This window comes from Hyalangium versicolor (assembly GCF_020103695.1).
Classification (GTDB): Bacteria; Myxococcota; Myxococcia; order Myxococcales; family Myxococcaceae; genus Hyalangium; species Hyalangium versicolor.
In genome coordinates, this window is the sequence record NZ_JAHXBF010000055.1 from 1 (window position 1) to 14967 (window position 14967).

15 protein-coding genes are annotated in these 14967 nt (G+C 64.0%); 6 read left to right on the plus strand and 9 right to left on the minus strand.

Translation table 11 applies throughout. The features are described from left to right. Window positions 1-90 precede the first annotated feature (90 nt). Complete coding sequence (locus tag KY501_RS51650; RefSeq protein ID WP_224372985.1) at window positions 91-624, minus strand: esterase/lipase family protein; 534 nt, start codon at window positions 622-624, stop codon at window positions 91-93. A gap of 164 nt (window positions 625-788) precedes the next feature. On the opposite strand from KY501_RS51650, the gene KY501_RS51655 reads away from it, so the two are divergent. Next, window positions 789-2942 carry a Kelch repeat-containing protein gene (locus KY501_RS51655; protein ID WP_224372986.1) on the plus strand — a complete coding sequence of 718 codons (2154 nt, stop codon included), beginning with the start codon at window positions 789-791 and terminating at the stop codon, window positions 2940-2942. Window positions 2943-2987: 45 nt separating this feature from the next. On the opposite strand, the gene KY501_RS51660 is transcribed toward KY501_RS51655, so the two are convergent. The 5 genes from KY501_RS51660 to KY501_RS51680 all read right to left on the minus strand — a co-directional run bounded on the left by KY501_RS51660 (window position 2988) and on the right by KY501_RS51680 (window position 6228). Beyond that, a complete protein-coding gene (locus KY501_RS51660) occupies window positions 2988-3845 on the minus strand; it encodes a VanW family protein (protein WP_224372987.1) in 858 nt (285 codons plus the stop codon). Beyond that, complete coding sequence (locus tag KY501_RS51665; RefSeq protein ID WP_224372988.1) at window positions 3842-4330, minus strand: SRPBCC family protein; 489 nt, start codon at window positions 4328-4330, stop codon at window positions 3842-3844. The genes KY501_RS51660 and KY501_RS51665 overlap by 4 nt, the downstream gene beginning before the upstream one ends. A 47-nt stretch (window positions 4331-4377) precedes the next feature. Continuing rightward, complete coding sequence (locus KY501_RS51670) at window positions 4378-4752, minus strand: ArsR/SmtB family transcription factor (RefSeq protein WP_224372989.1); 375 nt, start codon at window positions 4750-4752, stop codon at window positions 4378-4380. Between the two features lie 122 nt (window positions 4753-4874). Then, window positions 4875-5612, minus strand: a complete 738-nt coding sequence (locus KY501_RS51675; RefSeq protein WP_224372990.1) for a hypothetical protein — start codon at window positions 5610-5612, stop codon at window positions 4875-4877. After that, the gene (locus KY501_RS51680) at window positions 5554-6228 is read right to left on the minus strand and encodes a DUF2381 family protein (RefSeq protein ID WP_224372991.1); all 675 of its coding nucleotides are present in this window, start codon (window positions 6226-6228) and stop codon (window positions 5554-5556) included. Before KY501_RS51680 ends, KY501_RS51675 begins: the two co-directional genes overlap by 59 nt. Window positions 6229-6357: 129 nt before the next feature. Here KY501_RS51680 and KY501_RS51685 point away from each other — a divergent pair, with 129 nt between their 5' ends. Both KY501_RS51685 and KY501_RS51690 read left to right on the plus strand, forming a co-directional pair. Next, window positions 6358-6861, plus strand: a complete 504-nt coding sequence (locus tag KY501_RS51685; protein ID WP_224373020.1) for an SUKH-3 domain-containing protein — start codon at window positions 6358-6360, stop codon at window positions 6859-6861. Between the two features lie 31 nt (window positions 6862-6892). Next, on the plus strand, window positions 6893-7540 hold the full coding sequence (locus KY501_RS51690; RefSeq protein WP_224372992.1) for a dihydrofolate reductase family protein: 648 nt from the start codon (window positions 6893-6895) through the stop codon (window positions 7538-7540). Window positions 7541-7569: 29 nt separating this feature from the next. Here KY501_RS51690 and KY501_RS51695 read toward each other — a convergent pair whose 3' ends face one another. Beyond that, complete coding sequence (locus KY501_RS51695) at window positions 7570-8283, minus strand: hypothetical protein (RefSeq protein WP_224372993.1); 714 nt, start codon at window positions 8281-8283, stop codon at window positions 7570-7572. A 335-nt stretch (window positions 8284-8618) separates the two neighbouring features. Next, window positions 8619-9815: an FAD-dependent monooxygenase gene (locus tag KY501_RS51700; RefSeq protein WP_224372994.1), complete on the minus strand. Its 1197-nt coding sequence runs from the start codon at window positions 9813-9815 to the stop codon at window positions 8619-8621. Window positions 9816-9929: 114 nt separating this feature from the next. Here KY501_RS51700 and KY501_RS51705 point away from each other — a divergent pair, with 114 nt between their 5' ends. Beyond that, window positions 9930-10910 carry a LysR family transcriptional regulator gene (locus tag KY501_RS51705; RefSeq protein ID WP_224372995.1) on the plus strand — a complete coding sequence of 327 codons (981 nt, stop codon included), beginning with the start codon at window positions 9930-9932 and terminating at the stop codon, window positions 10908-10910. Here the strand turns inward: KY501_RS51705 and KY501_RS51710 are convergent. Beyond that, on the minus strand, window positions 10907-11809 hold the full coding sequence (locus KY501_RS51710) for an SDR family oxidoreductase (protein ID WP_224372996.1): 903 nt from the start codon (window positions 11807-11809) through the stop codon (window positions 10907-10909). The genes KY501_RS51705 and KY501_RS51710 overlap by 4 nt on opposite strands. A 113-nt stretch (window positions 11810-11922) precedes the next feature. Here KY501_RS51710 and KY501_RS51715 point away from each other — a divergent pair, with 113 nt between their 5' ends. Together KY501_RS51715 and KY501_RS51720 are read left to right on the plus strand one after the other, a co-directional pair. Next, window positions 11923-12552: a TetR/AcrR family transcriptional regulator gene (locus KY501_RS51715; RefSeq protein ID WP_224372997.1), complete on the plus strand. Its 630-nt coding sequence runs from the start codon at window positions 11923-11925 to the stop codon at window positions 12550-12552. Window positions 12553-12933: 381 nt separating this feature from the next. Next, window positions 12934-14958 carry a hypothetical protein gene (locus tag KY501_RS51720; RefSeq protein WP_224372998.1) on the plus strand — a complete coding sequence of 675 codons (2025 nt, stop codon included), beginning with the start codon at window positions 12934-12936 and terminating at the stop codon, window positions 14956-14958. Window positions 14959-14967: the final 9 nt, after the last annotated feature.

Below are 14967 nucleotides of genomic sequence, written 5' to 3' on the forward strand. Positions count from 1 at the left end.
GAGCGATCCGCTCCCAGAGCGCATCCGGTACGAGGTCCTGAGCCATGAGGCTCAGGTGCTCATGGCCAGGTTCTCCGGCTACCCTCCCTTTCAAACCTTACTTTTGTTAGGCGCTCTTAGGGGCATGGCCTTGCTGTGCAGCGCCAGGTACGTGAAGAGCCACAGGTAGCGGAGCAGCGCCTTGCCCACGCCGCCCTGGGAGAAGGTGGTCGCCATCGGCGTGCCGTGATGTGGGGTGGAGATCGTCACCACGGATCGCACGCGCTTCACGAAGGCCGGAGTCTCCGCCGCCATTCGCGGTGAAACGATGCACCTTGCGTCCAGCCCGCCCGTGGAGTGCCCGACGAGGTGGAGTTCCGCGCCGTCCTCCGTCTCCGTTTTCGCCATCTCCTCGAGCACGGTGCGCGCACGCGCCAGGAGCCCCGAGGTGGGGGAGGAGCCCACGCAGATGACCTGTGCGTCGAGGTTTCGGGCGTTGAATCGTTGCTGGATCCAAGCGGGGACGTGCTGGAAATAGGCGATTCGTTCCTGTTCCTCGTCACCCATCTGGGTGAAACCGAAGAATCCGGGGATGAGGTAGATGCGGTGCCGCATGGCCATGCGGCAGTCTAACTTCGAGGTCAAGGCGGACGCCTCGTCCTCCAGGGTAGGGTCTCTGGAGTCGACCCCACGTCAGTGAATTTGCGCGACTTGCCGACTCACCTCATCTTGCCCCTGAACGCGATGTAGCCCGGGCTCAGCTCAAGCCCCTCCAACGCTACCTCCACCCTCAAGAACAAGTCTCGCCCATGCACCAGCGTTTCTGCTCCCTCGCCGCCCTGCTGCTCTGCTTCGCAGCCTGCACCTCTCAACCCTCTCAGCCCACTGGCTCCGTTCAGTTTGCTGTCTCCGCCCAGCGGGCCCTCTCCGCCAGTGACATCTCCCGCGTCAAGGTGACCGTCTCCTCCTCGGAGATGCCTCCCATCGTTGTCGAACTCGCGAAGTCCAATGGCATCTGGGGTGACCTCATCAGCAACATCCCCGCAGGCTTGGACCGTTCCTTCCTCGCTGAGGCCTTCGACTCCTCCAACACCAAGCGCTTCCAGGGACAGAGTTCCGGTGTCACCATCACCGCCAACCAGACCATTGCCGTTGCCATCACCCTCCAGGAGATTGCTCCGCCTCCTCCCTTCTCCAATGATGCTCCTGTCATCGACTCCCTCGTGGCCTCGTCCACCTCTGTCCAAACAGGTTCCTCTCTCTCCCTGAGCGCCTCGGTTCATGATCCCAACGCGGGTGATACCCTCACCCTGGCGTGGACCGCCTCTGGGGGCTCCTTCTCGGCTCCCTCTGCCGCTACCACCTCGTGGACGCCACCTGCCTCTATCGGCGTCCAGACTCTCACCCTCATCGTCACGGATTCTCAGGGCGCGGCCGCCGCCGTCTCCCTCGTTGTCAACGTTGTTTCGGGTGTCTCCACCGGCAACGCCGATGTGAGCATCTCCTTCAACCTCTTTCCCGTGGTCTCCAGGATCTCCACTTCTCTCAACCCCCTGGACGCCGGACAGTCCACCACCGTCTCCGCTACCGCCTCCGATGCGGATGGCGATTCCCTTTCCTACCAATGGGCCGCCAACTGCCCGGGCACCTGGACCCACGCCACTTCCAGCGCTGCGTCCTTCGTCCCTTCCGCCGTTCCGGCCGGAGCCTGTAACAATTGTCAGCTCACCGTCACCGTCGAGGACGGCCGCGGTGGGCAGACCACCGGCTCTCTCAGCTTTTGCATCGCCTCCTCTTCCATCAATCGTTTCCCTCCCGTCTTCACCCACTACAGCCCATCGGCCAGCGCGGTCGCTCCGGGACAGGCCGTCACTTTCGACGTCACCGCGATGGATCCGCAGTCCAGCTCCCTGACGTTTGCCTGGACTGCCAATACCGGATCGCTGGCTCCGGCGCAGAACACCGCCACCACCAGCCAGGTTGTCTGGACGGCGCCCGCCTGCGCTTCGTCGGCGGCCACCCCCATCGTCACGGCTGCCGTCACCAATGCCTTTGGCCTGTCGGCCTCCCAGGCTTTCTCCCTCTCCGGCTTGCCTGAGTGCGCGCCTACCTGGAGCGCTACCAACCCCATGCCCCAGGCTCGCAGGGGCCATACCGCCACCCTGCTTCCCTCAGGAAAGGTGCTCGTCACCGGGGGATTCGACGGTGGCACCTTCTCGGCGTCGGCGGCTTTGTACGATCCAGTCTCGGGCACCTGGAGCACTGCCGCCTCCATCCCCTCACCTCGCGAAGACCACACGGCGACGCTGCTGAACAACGGCAAGGTGCTCGTCACGGGGGGCTACAACGCGGGGTACCACGCTGATGCATGGTTGTATGACCCGGCTCCTGGCACCTGGAGCACGACTGTTTCCCTGACCTCGGCTCGCGGTTACCACACGGCGACGCTGCTGAACGACGGCAAGGTGCTCTTCTCGGGGATGGGATGGACAACCCCCGTCGCGATGGAGTTGTACGACCCGGCTACGAGCACCTGGAGCCCTGCCGCCTCCATGCCCACAAGTCGCTATGACCACACGGCGACGCTGCTGACCAACGGCAAGGTGCTCTTCGCAGGGGGACTCATCAACGGGCAAGGGAGCGTCTCCACTGCGGTGGCGGAGTTGTACGACCCAGCCTCGAACACCTGGAGCGCGACTGCTTCCATGGCTTCGGTTCGCGGAGGCCACACGGCGACACTGCTGAGCAACGGCAAGGTGCTCGTCACGGGGGGATATGCTAGCGGCAACTTCCTTGCGTCGGCGGAGTTGTACGACCCGGCTTCAGGCACCTGGAGCGCTGCTGCCCCCATGGCCTCGGCTCGTTCCGAGCATACGGCAACGCTGCTGAACAACGGCCAAGTGCTCGTCTTGGGTGGATACAAAGGACCCGTCCTCTCCTCGGCGGAGCTCTACACGCCCTGAGCGCACGACCTCCAGGGATTCGAGTGGCGGGGCCCTGCGCTGGCATCAGAGCGGAGGCTCCCGCGTGCCTTCAGCGGGTGGGGTGTAGAGAACGCGCGCGTGGTTCTCCTTGATGAACTCCTCGCGGACCAGGGCGCCACCTCGGCGGAGCATGACTCGCCGCCAGAGCTCGTTGTGCCGATACCAGTCCCCGCCGCGCTGCTCGAACCGGTGGTGGCGCTCGAACACGGTATAGGTGTGCTCGAGCTCGGCATTGCTCCGCAGTTCTCCCCAGAGTTCGCGATCCGTCAGCCAGAAGCGGAACTGGAGTGTAGTGGCCGTGTCATTGCGCAGCCGGAGGTCCACGTAGTTGTAGAAGATCGCCGCTCCCGACCCGAAGGGGATGGAGCGGTTCTGGTCCGGAAAGGGATCGAAGCTGTGATTGCTCCGCTCGGTGACCGTCAGCGGGCTGTGCAGCGCCAGCCAGTGGATCATGTTGGAGAGCTGGCAGAGCCCTCCGCCCACGCCGGGACGCACCCGGCCTTGGGACAGCTCCATGCCCTCGACGTATCCCTTTCGCCGCGTCGGGCGGCCCACCAGGCGGCAGAAGGAGAACGTCTCGCCCGGGCGGAGGAGCACGTCCGTCAGCCGCGGAATGGCGATGGCCAGGTTCCTCACCTTGTTGTGCTGGAGCCACATCTCGCTCTGGCCCAACTGCTTCAGCAGCCGTGACGAGTGCCGTTTGACCCGAAAGGGAAGGGGTGTCGCATCGTACTGGGAGCACCAGCGCTCACCCCCCAGATACCCCTCGATGTGGCGCCGCGTGCGCTTGAGGGAGACGGCCAGCGTGTACAGCAGGGGATGCAGTTCGCTGAGCCGTCGTCTCGCGCGGGTGGGAACGGCAGGAGACTTCGGAAGGTTCACGGAAGAGGCCCGGATGGGGAGTACTTGGGTTTGAGCGTGCTCCCCGGCCGGAGCTTGCCCTCGTCGTCGACGTCCGCGAGCACGGTAGGGATCGTCGTCCCGAGCATCTTCTTCCACCCCGGGCCCATCATCATCTTCGCGAGGATGAAGCCGCCGATACCCGTGAAGCCCGTGTGCTCGAACCGGAGCCGCGTGCCGCCCGCGTGCGGATCGAGTGTGTACGTGACGTAGGTCGGCTTTCCGTTGTCGTCGCCGATCCATGAGTAGCGCAGCACCGACTGCTCCCTGGCTTCGAGCACCTCGCATTCAACATACCCACGCCAACCTGGCTGCGGTTTCGCGACGAGCTTGAAGCGCGTGCCGACTACCGGCGCGAAGCCTTCGGGTCGCATGGACCAGAGCGCCATCAGCGCGGGATCGGTCAACGCACGCCAGACCTTCGCGGGTGGGTGCGGATAGTCGCGGACGATGCGGATGTCGCTCATCGAAGTTCCTCGAACGGCGGTGGGGGCTTTGGGGGCGGTAAGGGCGGTCATGGGGAGCGTCGTTTTGTTGAGGGAGGGGGAACCGGAGCCTGGGGATCGTCGGGCATGGCATCGAGCACCTGGCCGAGGGCGTCGAGCTGCCGCTCGATATAGGCGCGATAGCGGCCGAGCCATGCGTCGACCTCGGCGAGGGGCGTGGCGCGGAGGCGGTAGTAACGAAAGCGCCCCTCGGCGCGCTCCTCGACGAGTCCGCTCCTCTTCAAGACCGCGAGCTGCTGGCTCACGGCGGACTGCGTGACGTCGAGTGAGGCCATGAGCGTGGAGACGTTGCTCTCGCCGAGCGCGAGCGCATCGAGGAGTGCTCGCCGTGTGGGGCAAGCGATCGCTTGAAAGACGCTTTCGTCGCTCGCGCTCCGTGACATGCGTGGACATCATATTAGCGAATGCTAATGTGTCAAGCACTCCTCTCGGACATCGGTGTACCGCGCTTTCCGCGGAGCGGTTTCGATCAAGGGCTGGCTGAAGACTGATTCAGAGTGATGTCCTATGGCCAGCGGCGGATAGGCAGAGCGGGCTGCTTCCGGTGCAGACGCGCCTCGCCGGGCTTGGAATTCGGCTCCTTGACGATGTATCCGTCAGTCCCCAGGACGTAGCACACCGGGATGCGGTGTCCGTCCGGCAAGAGCATCTCGGTGTAGCGGCTGTAGATGGCGTCTTGACCGTCGATCGTGAGGCCTTCCGTCCACAGGTGCCCGTACAGGAGGGTACCGCCAGGCACAGCGTCGTTGGGGACCGAGCGGGTTCGCACCCGGCTGACAATCTTTCCTTCGTGGTAGGTGCCGATCGTGTCGCCGCCGGCAATGAGGGGCTGGTTGATGTCCAGGTCAACGTCGACGCGGCCAAGGTACTCGCCATACTTGACTCCGAAGATGTTCCTCTCCTCCATGAGCCGAAGGGCTTCGGGTGGGCAATCCTCGGGGATGGGCCGCAGTTGGGGCGCGGCACAGCCGGCGCCGAAGGTGGTGCACAGCCAGGCAGCAGCGGTCCTGACAGGCCATGAGTTGCGGAGGGTGGACACGAGCGAAAGTCCTTTCTCGAAAGCGGAGGAAGTCGAGCCGGGAGCGAGCCACTCCCACCCGGCAGCGAAGAGGCCCAGGCTCAGCAGCAACAGCCCGAGGCCCAGGCCGATTCTCCGCCATCTCTCCGTGCGGCGAGCAGCTTTCTCATCCAGGTCGCGCAGCTCCGTCTCCATCTGCTGGAAGGCACTGGAGAACTGCTCCAACTGCTCTCTCAGGGAGAGTTCCTCCGCCTTCTGCTTGCGGGCTTCCTGGGCCCTGCGCTCCGTCTCCTGCTGGTGGAGGCGGCGCTCCTCGAGTTCGTCCTGGGTCGCGGGCGCCGGGGCTCCAGGAGGGAACTCGAGCGGTGCCTTCCAGGCCTTGGAGGCGCGTCTCCTTCTGCGTGAGGGCCGCGAGCAGGGCCTCGGGGGTGTTGGCCCGCCGATCCACCTCCACCTTCGCGTCCATGACGTCCACCTTGGAGAGGACGGCGAGGACGGCCTTGGAGGGCAGGGCTTTGTCCTTGAAGCCCACTTGGAGGATGAGCCGCTCGCTCGGGCTCAGGTCCGTGATGGGCTCCAGGATGAGGGTGTGGTCACCGACGTCCACCCACCTGAAGCGCGTCCGGTCCAAGATGAGGCTGTCTCGGTCCAACGGGCCGTTGAACGCCACCAGGGTGGTGTTGCCCGAGGCCACGTACACCTCGGGGATGGGTTCGGAGGGTGTAGCAGGCAGCGCTGCGCGACGATCCTGGCGCTGCCGGATGGAGGGCTGGAGCTGGGCAGTGGCGGTGCTCGCCAGCAAGCAGAGCGCGAGAAGTGACCACGTCGTGGGTAGTGCCAAGGAAGCAAAACCTCCTGGGTCATGACCCTAGCAGAAGAGCGCCCGAGTTGGGGTATATGGAGCGGTCCCTGATGGCACCGGGCTGGCGTAAGATGGCTCTATCCGCAAGGGAGCGGGAGGTTGGACACGATGAACCCTGAGGGCGAGGCATCACTGCCGCAGTGGATGAGTCCACTGGACAAGCATGTTGTGGCTCGCCTGCACGCGGCAGGGTGGTTTCCGGGACGGACCGTTCCCATGGACGCCATCAAGGCGAAGCTGGAGGGTGCCGGCTATCGTGTTCATGCGCTCGCCGAGGCCCTCCTGGGGACCTTGGGCGGCTTGACCTTGCAAGGGTTCGAACCGCGTATCTTGAAGTTTGGTGAGCTTCCGGATGCGTTGTGGGTGGCGGCGGAAGAAGTTCCCTATGTGAAGAAAATCTTCTCGGACACCGTGTGCCCGGTTGCACTTGGTGCAGCGGCGACCCTCTTTGTGTCCGAGGATGGGACGTGGTGGGCGTTGGATGAGCTGTGGCTTGGCTTTTTCGAGATGAGCGGATTCGACGCCGCGATGCGCTTTATCCTGTTCGGGCATCGCGAAGTAGCCAGGGAGATCCACCCTCGGATGGACCTGCTTCCGCCCTCGCTTCGTTGATTGCAAAACGCAAGCAGATCAGGAGGAGAAGATGTCGAAGATTCGAGTCGGGGCGTTTTCACTTTCTCTCGACGGTTACGGTGCGGGGCCGGGGCAGGACCTCGACAATCCGCTCGGCCGCGGCGGAGAGGCGCTTCACAACTGGTTTTTTCCGACGCGGACCTTCCGTGAGATGCAAGGCCAGAGCGGAGGGACTACGGGACTGGACGACCAGTTCGCAGTGCGCAGCATGAAGAATGTCGGCGCGTGGATTCTCGGCCGCAACATGTTTGGACCCGTGCGCGGAGCATGGCCGGACGAGGAGTGGAAGGGGTGGTGGGGCGATGAGCCGCCCTATCACGTGCCGGTTTTTGTGCTGACTCACCATTCGCGCCGACCGCTCGTGATGAAGGGCGGCACCACCTTCCACTTCGTCACCGAAGGGATCGAGGCGGCGCTCGCTCAGGCGCGTGAGGCGAGCGGCGGCAAGGATGTGCGGATTGGCGGTGGAGTTGCGACGATCCGGCAATATCTGCGGGCGCGACTCCTCGACGAACTACACCTGGCGAACGCGCCGATCCTTCTCGGGAGCGGCGAAAGTCTGTTCGAAGGATTGGATCTACCCGCGCTCGGCTATCGCGTCACCGAGCGGGTTGCCACCGACGCGGCGACGCACGTCATCATCGCCCGGGAGCCGTAGGGTTACCCATGCCTCGGCCCTCCCAAACCTCAAGGGCTGACGGTCACACGCAACAAATCCATGTCTGCATATCCATTCGCGGAATTCATCCCGTACCGGATACGGAGCTTGACCGTATAGGCGGGTGCGACGGCGCTCAGAATGGGGTCTGCATTGAACAGCCATGCATCACTGTTCCAGCTAGCGAAGCCCGCACCTAGCTCCTGATCGTAAGTGTTATAAAAGTGGATGGAAACGGTACCAGCGCCCGATCCATTGCGGCTCTGATTCTGCACGAAGACGGTTTTCCCAGCCAAATTAGTCGGGCCAGGCAGGATAAAGGGGCTGAGTGCATAGACGCCTGGGTTCACGCAACCTGCAGGTATCCCCGTGGTATGGATTCGCAACGCCCATGCCCCTCCACCCGGGGCAGGATTGTCATTGAGGGTATAGAAGCGCTGGACATACCACGAACTGTCAGTAGCGCAGTTATTCCATATCGTCCAGCTCGAGAAGTCTGACGCCGACTCGAAACTATTCGCGTTAATCGGCAAACAACTTCCGACATCCGCCGCGCACGACATGCAAGTCTCGCCCGGCTCGATGACGCCATTTCCGCAAATTGAAAGAGAGGAAGTCTCGGTCGCAAGAGTGCCATCGCTGCTCACTCCCAACGGGTCACCAACGGTTTGATCAGTGCTTCCGCAGCCTCCAGTGAAGACTGTGCCCCCTGTCAAGAGTAGTGCAGCGGTCATCCACTTCATGGACTGCTCATTCCATAGACAATTCATGATCAAACTCCTCCTGATGCTCCAGAAGCTGACGATAGTAGAGGGATGGCTTCAATCCGACCAGGAGGATTCTGACATAAACCACGAAGGGGTGTACCTGCCATGTGCGCAAGTACCTTCGTTGGTTGGTCCTTGTCGCCTTGCGTCAACACGTGGCCCTGAGCTCCGCGGAAGCAGCTGTGCTTGGCGCAGATTCTTGCGGCCCAGGGCCATGTCGCGTGTCTGCCGCTCGGCATGCAGGCGGAAGTGTGCGCCAACTTCCTCGACATGCTGCACCTCGGCTTCGGGCGAATCGGGGCTTGAGGAACTCATGACTGCCTCACCAGCCCCTCGTAGTCCTTGAGCTCGAACGGCAGCGTCAGTGCACCAAAGTCAGGGAGGTCATCCGCAGCGGAGTTCTCTCCTTCGTCCGTCGGCTCGCCGGCAGCCGACGCTTGCAGACCGGCGTTCTGCTCGTGTTGCTTGACCGCGATGTCCTGGTTGCGAATGACGTAGTCGCGCAGTTCGCTTTCATACGAGGCGATGCCATTCGCCAGGTCACCCTTGTGCCTGGCGAGTTCACCGGCGAGAACGTATGCGCCTACCATCGCGACCGACGTGCCCTGTCCCGATGCCAACGCAACGCTATATCCCGCGTCGCCGACGAGCACGACGCGTCCGCGCGACCACCCATTCATGCGGATCTGGCTGATTGAATCGAAGTGGAAGTCGGGCGCCGTCATCATGTGCTCGACGATCTGTGGCAGCACCCACCCTCCGCTCGAGAGGCGCGCGGCCATGAGGCGCTTCTGAGCCGCGATATCACGGTGGTCGTACTCGATGGGCTCGGCGGCCGTGAAGCCGACATACGCTCGCGCGTTGGCATCCTTGCGCAGAGCCATGACCATCGCGCCGACATCGCTTCCCTCGTCCTGGTACATGACCTCCCAGCGCTCGAGACCGAGGAAGTTCGGCATGCCGAAGACCGCGACGTACGAATTGCCGAGACGGCGGAGGAATTGCTGCTCGGGGCCGAACGCGAGCTTCCGCACCCGCGAGTGCAAGCCGTCAGCGCCTACGACGAGCTCGAAGCGACGAGAAGCTGCGCGCTCGAACGTGACGTCGACCCCTGATGAGTTCTGCGTGAGCGACGCGACCGAATCGCCGAAGAGATACTCCACCCGGTTGCCCACGGCCGCGTGCAGCACGCGGCAGAGGTCGTCGCGCATGATCTCGACATCGGCGCTCTCGAAACGCCCGCCCGTGAGGGTGCGCTCCTCGCTCCGGTGGGTCTCCTTGCCGTCGGCGTCGACCATCGAGAACCCCGTCAGCCTGGTGCTGTGCTCGCGGAGCCTGGCGAGGATGCCCATACGCTCCGCGACCGTGAGCGCCGGCCCACGCACGTCGAGCGCCTGCCCACCCGGACGCAGGTGTGGCGCTCGTTCGACGACGGTGACGTCGAAGCTGTAGCGCGTCAGCCAGTAGGCGATGGTGAGACCGGAAACGCTGGCGCCGGACACCAGCACGCGAGGGAACCTTGGAGTCGTGGAGCTCATGGGACGTTAGGTACGCCTCCGGAAGAGAGCCGTCCAAGACATTGATTGAACGAGTATGATGCCTGTAGAGCAACGGTCGACCCCATGGAACTCCGACATCTGCGCTACTTCGTGGCCATCGCCGAGGAGCAAAGCTTCCGACGCGCGGCCGGACGGCTCCACGTCTCACAGTCGCCGCTGAGCCGGCAGATGCAGGACCTCGAGGAGGAGATGGGCGTCGACCTCTTCGAGCCCGAGGGGCGTGGCATCAAACTCACCTCCGCCGGAAAGACGTTCGCGGAGAGAGCCCGGAGCATCCTGGCCAGTGTCGATGCGGCCGTCGACGAGGCCAAGGGGGTCGCCGAAGGGAGGCTCGGCACAGTCGTCATTGGCTTCGAGACGGGGACGACCTTCATGGGGGCGCTCCTGTCCCTCGTCGCGGCGTTCCGCAGGCGGACCCCCCGCGTCGGTCTGCAACTCATGCCCATGAGCAGCCTTGAGCAGTGGGCGGCGCTGAGGCAGGGGACGATTACCTTCGGCTACGGTGCCTACGCGCCCAGTGACGACGCCTTGGGCCACCTGGAGATGAGCCGTGACCGGCTCGGGGTGCTTCTCTCTCCCGAGCATCGGCTCGCACGTCTTGAGAAGATCCGGCTTCGAGACCTCGAGAGCGAGCGCGTGCTACTCCAGCCTCGTCAGCTCTATCCGCGGCTCCACGCGGACATCATCATGGCGGCGCGCGCACAGGGTGCGACGCTGCACGTGACGGCGGAGGTGCTCGACCTGGAGGCACTCCTGGCGCTGGTGGTTATCGGCGACGCGATTACCTTCCTTTCAGAGAAGTTCTGGGAACCCGCATCGCAAGCCTCGTTGATGTGGCGGCCCGTCGAGGACCTCCACATCAACCTGAGTGAGTTCGTCACCTGGCGCATGGAGGACGCCGACGCGCCAATCGTGCGAGCGCTACTCGAGAGCGCACGCGAAGTGAGTCCGTTCCTGCAAGGCATTGGAGGCCGCACGCGCTCCTCCAAGGCCTCCCAGCGAAACCGTCACAGCAAGCGAGGCGGTCGACAGAGGGGCGGCTAGAACTGCGAATAATCCCACTGCTGCATGTCCTCGATCAGCTTCGGCCCCTTTGGTGTCCATCCCAGCCGCTGCTGTGTCTTCGCGCTCGACGCCGGCATGTCATGGGTGGCGAACATGGCAAACGGCCCAAGGTACGTCGCGGCTTCGTCCTTCGTGATGGACTTCACTGGCAGGCCCAGCCCCTTGGCGGCCGTCTCCACGATCGCCTTCATGCTCACGCCTTCTTCGCCCACGGCGTTGTAGCGAGCCCCGGCCTCGCACTGCTCGATCGCCAGCCGGTACAGCAGTGCCACATCGCTCACGTGTGCCGCAGCCCACCGCGCCGAGCCATCGCCTACATACACGGCCACACCGGCCTTCTTTGCCAGCGTCACCAGCGGCCCGACAAGCCCAGCCTTGTTCTGCGTGTTGTGCACCTGAGGCAACCGCACGACCCCCACACGAACACCCTGCTCAGCCAGCGCATCGGCGGCTTCTTCACTCGCCGCGCGGGCCATCGCCTTGCTCCCAGGATGCCGGTCCTCCTCGGTCGACACATGCCCCGGCTTCGAGACCCCAATCACGCCCGTCCCGCTCGTGATCAACATCGGGCGCTTCGAGCCTTTCAGCACCTCGCCCATGGTCGTGATCACCTTGCGGTCCGTCTCCGCGTTCTCCGCGAACTTCGAGAAGTCATGATTGAACGCCAGGTGGATCACCGCCTCCGCCTGCTCCGCGCCCTTGCGAATGCTGTCGAGGTCATAGATGTCGCCGCGATGCACCTGCGCTCCCGCTGCCGCCAGCGCCTTCGCGCCCTCATCCGAGCGCGACATCCCCAGCACCGTGTGCCCGGCCTTCAGCAACTCCGGCACCGTATGCGAACCGATAAAGCCCGTTGCTCCCGTCACGAATACACGCATCGTCCTGTTCCTTTCGCGATTCCGTCCAGCCGCTCCCGGCCACTCCAGGAAGTAAACTAAACCGTACCGTTTACTTTTGCAAGCCGCCCGCTCATCGCGCGAAAGTACGTTCCATGGCCCGACGTGGCGAAGAACTGCGAACCCACATCCTCTACGCCGCCAAGGAGGTCTTCCTCGAGCTCGGCTTCGAGCGCGCCTCCATGGACCAGGTTGCCGCCCGCGCGCAAACCTCCAAGCGCACGCTCTACGCCTACTTCGCCAGCAAGGAGGCCCTCTACCTCGCCATCGTTGAATACGTCCGGGGCGTCTCGCTCGAGCGCGTCAAGACGCCCGCCGATTACCCCGGCCCGCCGCTCGAAGCGCTCGCCCAGTTCCTCGCGCGCTTCATGCAATCCGCCCTGCACGGTCCCGCCATCCAGATGTCGCGCATGAGCATCGGCGTCGCCTCGCGTTTCCCCGACGGCGCCGCCGAGTACTTTGAAGTAGCTTTCCAGAGCGTCGCCGAGCGCATCGCCGTCTTCCTCCGGGGCACCTTCCGCCTCACGCCGCGCACAGCGAACGACGCCGCGAACGCCCTCCTCGGCCGCATCCTCGTCCCTCGCTTCCTCCGCGCGCTCTTCGCCGTCGACCCGCTTCCTCCCGCGATTCCCTTGCCCCCAGACACACCGCCGGTCTCTTCATCAGACCTCGGCCTCGCCCGCGAGCTCATCGCCGAGATCGTCGAACCCCTCATCGAGCACTAGCACCAAACGCCCGAAGGGCTCGAAACGGGTGACCGGCAGCATTCCGCCAAGGGTGGGGGGCGCAGTTGACGGCCGCGCCCGCGAGCCTGCTTGTGTGCAGAGCAGGAGCGAACGCACAGGCGTCCTACCGCAAGCGTTGTGCCCTTGCCATCCTATCTACGGAGTGGGTAGAGGTCGGCGTCATGAAGAATGGGTGGGCCATCTATAAAGAAGCCAGCGGCTTGCCCGAGGAGTAACGCTCGCATCGCAATGAGCCGTTTCACATCCGGGAGGTGACACGCCTCACAGCGCAGTCACCGCCTCTGCTGCCAGAAAGGTGTCAGCCAGGAAGCAGTGGTTTGTGGCTGCCTGGTGGTTGAACCCTGACCCTTGGAGACAGTCATGTTCTTGAAGCGACTCATCTCATCCACGTTGTGGATCAGCACTGCCTGCACGAGTGCTCTCGCGTTGCTCGCCGGCTGCGGTGGAGACGATCTGCGCTGCGGCGATGGCACCACGGAACAGCAGGACGTGTGCGTGCCAATCCCCGCGGAGCAGGCTCCCGCGTCTCAGGATACGAGCCTGACGATCACCTCTCTCAGCGTCCCTCACGAAGGGCCGGTGCACGAGAACCACACGATGAAGGCACGGGTGGGCTTCACGGGTAAGGGAAAGGGGGATCATTTCACCATCTCCCTGGGGCTGATGGAGGCGCCTCCCGCCCAGGGTGAACTCCCCGCCAACCTCTCCAACTGCCTGCTGACCGGCACGCACCTTTACGTGGCCGGGGATGAGCAGGAGCAGTTCATCGACCTGGACTTCACTGTTGGCTCCGACTGCCAGGAGGGCAAGACCCACAACTTCTTCATCTCCTACGCCACGGAGGGAAATGCCGGCCACTCCACGGGGCAGGCGATGGTCTTCAGCTCGCGAGACGCTCAGAACGCGCAGAATCAGCAGTGCCACAAGCCGAACGGCGAGGCCGGGTGCGTCTACGATATCGAGCTGAAGCAGAATCCGGGGCTCGACATGGAGATCACCGAGCTGAAGCCCTCGTCTCGGGTGGCTGTCGCCTATCCGGAAGAAGTGAACGGGCACTCGCAGCCGCTGCTGACCCTGGACACCGGCGTCATGCTGGAGGGAATGGAGCGCAATGGCACCGGCGTCATTCCAGGCGAGGGCATTCAGCTGACCTACAGCATCGCTCCCCATGAGGGCGACACCAATGACTGGCAGCCGCTCTTCCAGGACGACACGAACGAGACGGTCTCCCACCTGAGCCGCATCTCGCCCCAAGAGCCGCTGCACGTCTCCCACCACCTGCACGCAACTCCGGCCGTGTGGGAGAAGTTGAAAGGCACGTGGGCCCAGCAGAACACCTTCGACATCCGGGCCTGCCTGGATGCGTCCTTCTCGCAGTCGGGCAATGCCGAGAGCGCTGGCGAGACGGGCACGCTGAATGACTGCCATGCCGTGACCATCCAGCTCGTTCGTGCTCCCGCCCGCAGCGCACAGCAGGCGGGCACCCAGGCTTGGAGCTACAACTGGAGTCAGACCTACGGCGGCAGCAGCCTTTCGCTCACCCCTTCCTTCAACACGATCAACGTCGTCGATCTGACCGGCAGCCAGATTCCGCAGGCTGGCGGCAAGCCTCAACAGGGCGCCATGGCCCAGATCAGTGGTGCGGCCAACCTCGGCGGGCAGTACGCAGGCGCGCTGGGTCAGACGCCGCTGTTCCAGGGCTCAGCCCAGGCCGTGGCCTATGTGGCGCTCAACAACAGCTTCGTGTCGGGGAGCATCAACGCCTTCGGTGTGAACCTGTATGGCTTCAACAAGCAGGCGAACATCCCCAACCCCATCTACAGCCAGGACTGGAACGCGATGAAGCAGTTGTGCGCGAACTCCACCTATATCGTCGTCGCCATCCCGGTCTCGCTCCAGTTCTGCGGCAGCGGCACCATCGGCCTGACGGCGGAGCTCAACATCGGCAACTCCGGTGTGCAGGGCCAGACAGGGCAGGGAGGCCGCGTGCAGGGCACCGCCAGCCCGTATGCCAATCTCGCGGCATCCGCCAGCGCGTCGGTGGGCCTGCCAGGTGCCTCCATCGGGGTGCAGGGCAGCCTCACGTTGCTCGACGCCAAGGCGCCACTGGTCACCACGCTGGACTGGGGACTGACGGGCCTGTCGCCCCTGAGCATGAACATCACCGGTAACGTCTCGTGGGGCGTCAACCTCAGCACGCTCAACGGAGAGATCGACCTGGTGCTCACCTATCCGTCGGTGAACTGGTGCTCCGGATGGTGGGGCATCAAGTATCCGTGCGGCCCGTGGTCGAGCACCTACACGGATCCGCTCTATTCCTTCCAAGGGTTGCAGTGGAACTACCCGTTCCTCAACACCAACCAGACCTTGGCGCTGAGCCTCTAAGGAGCGAGT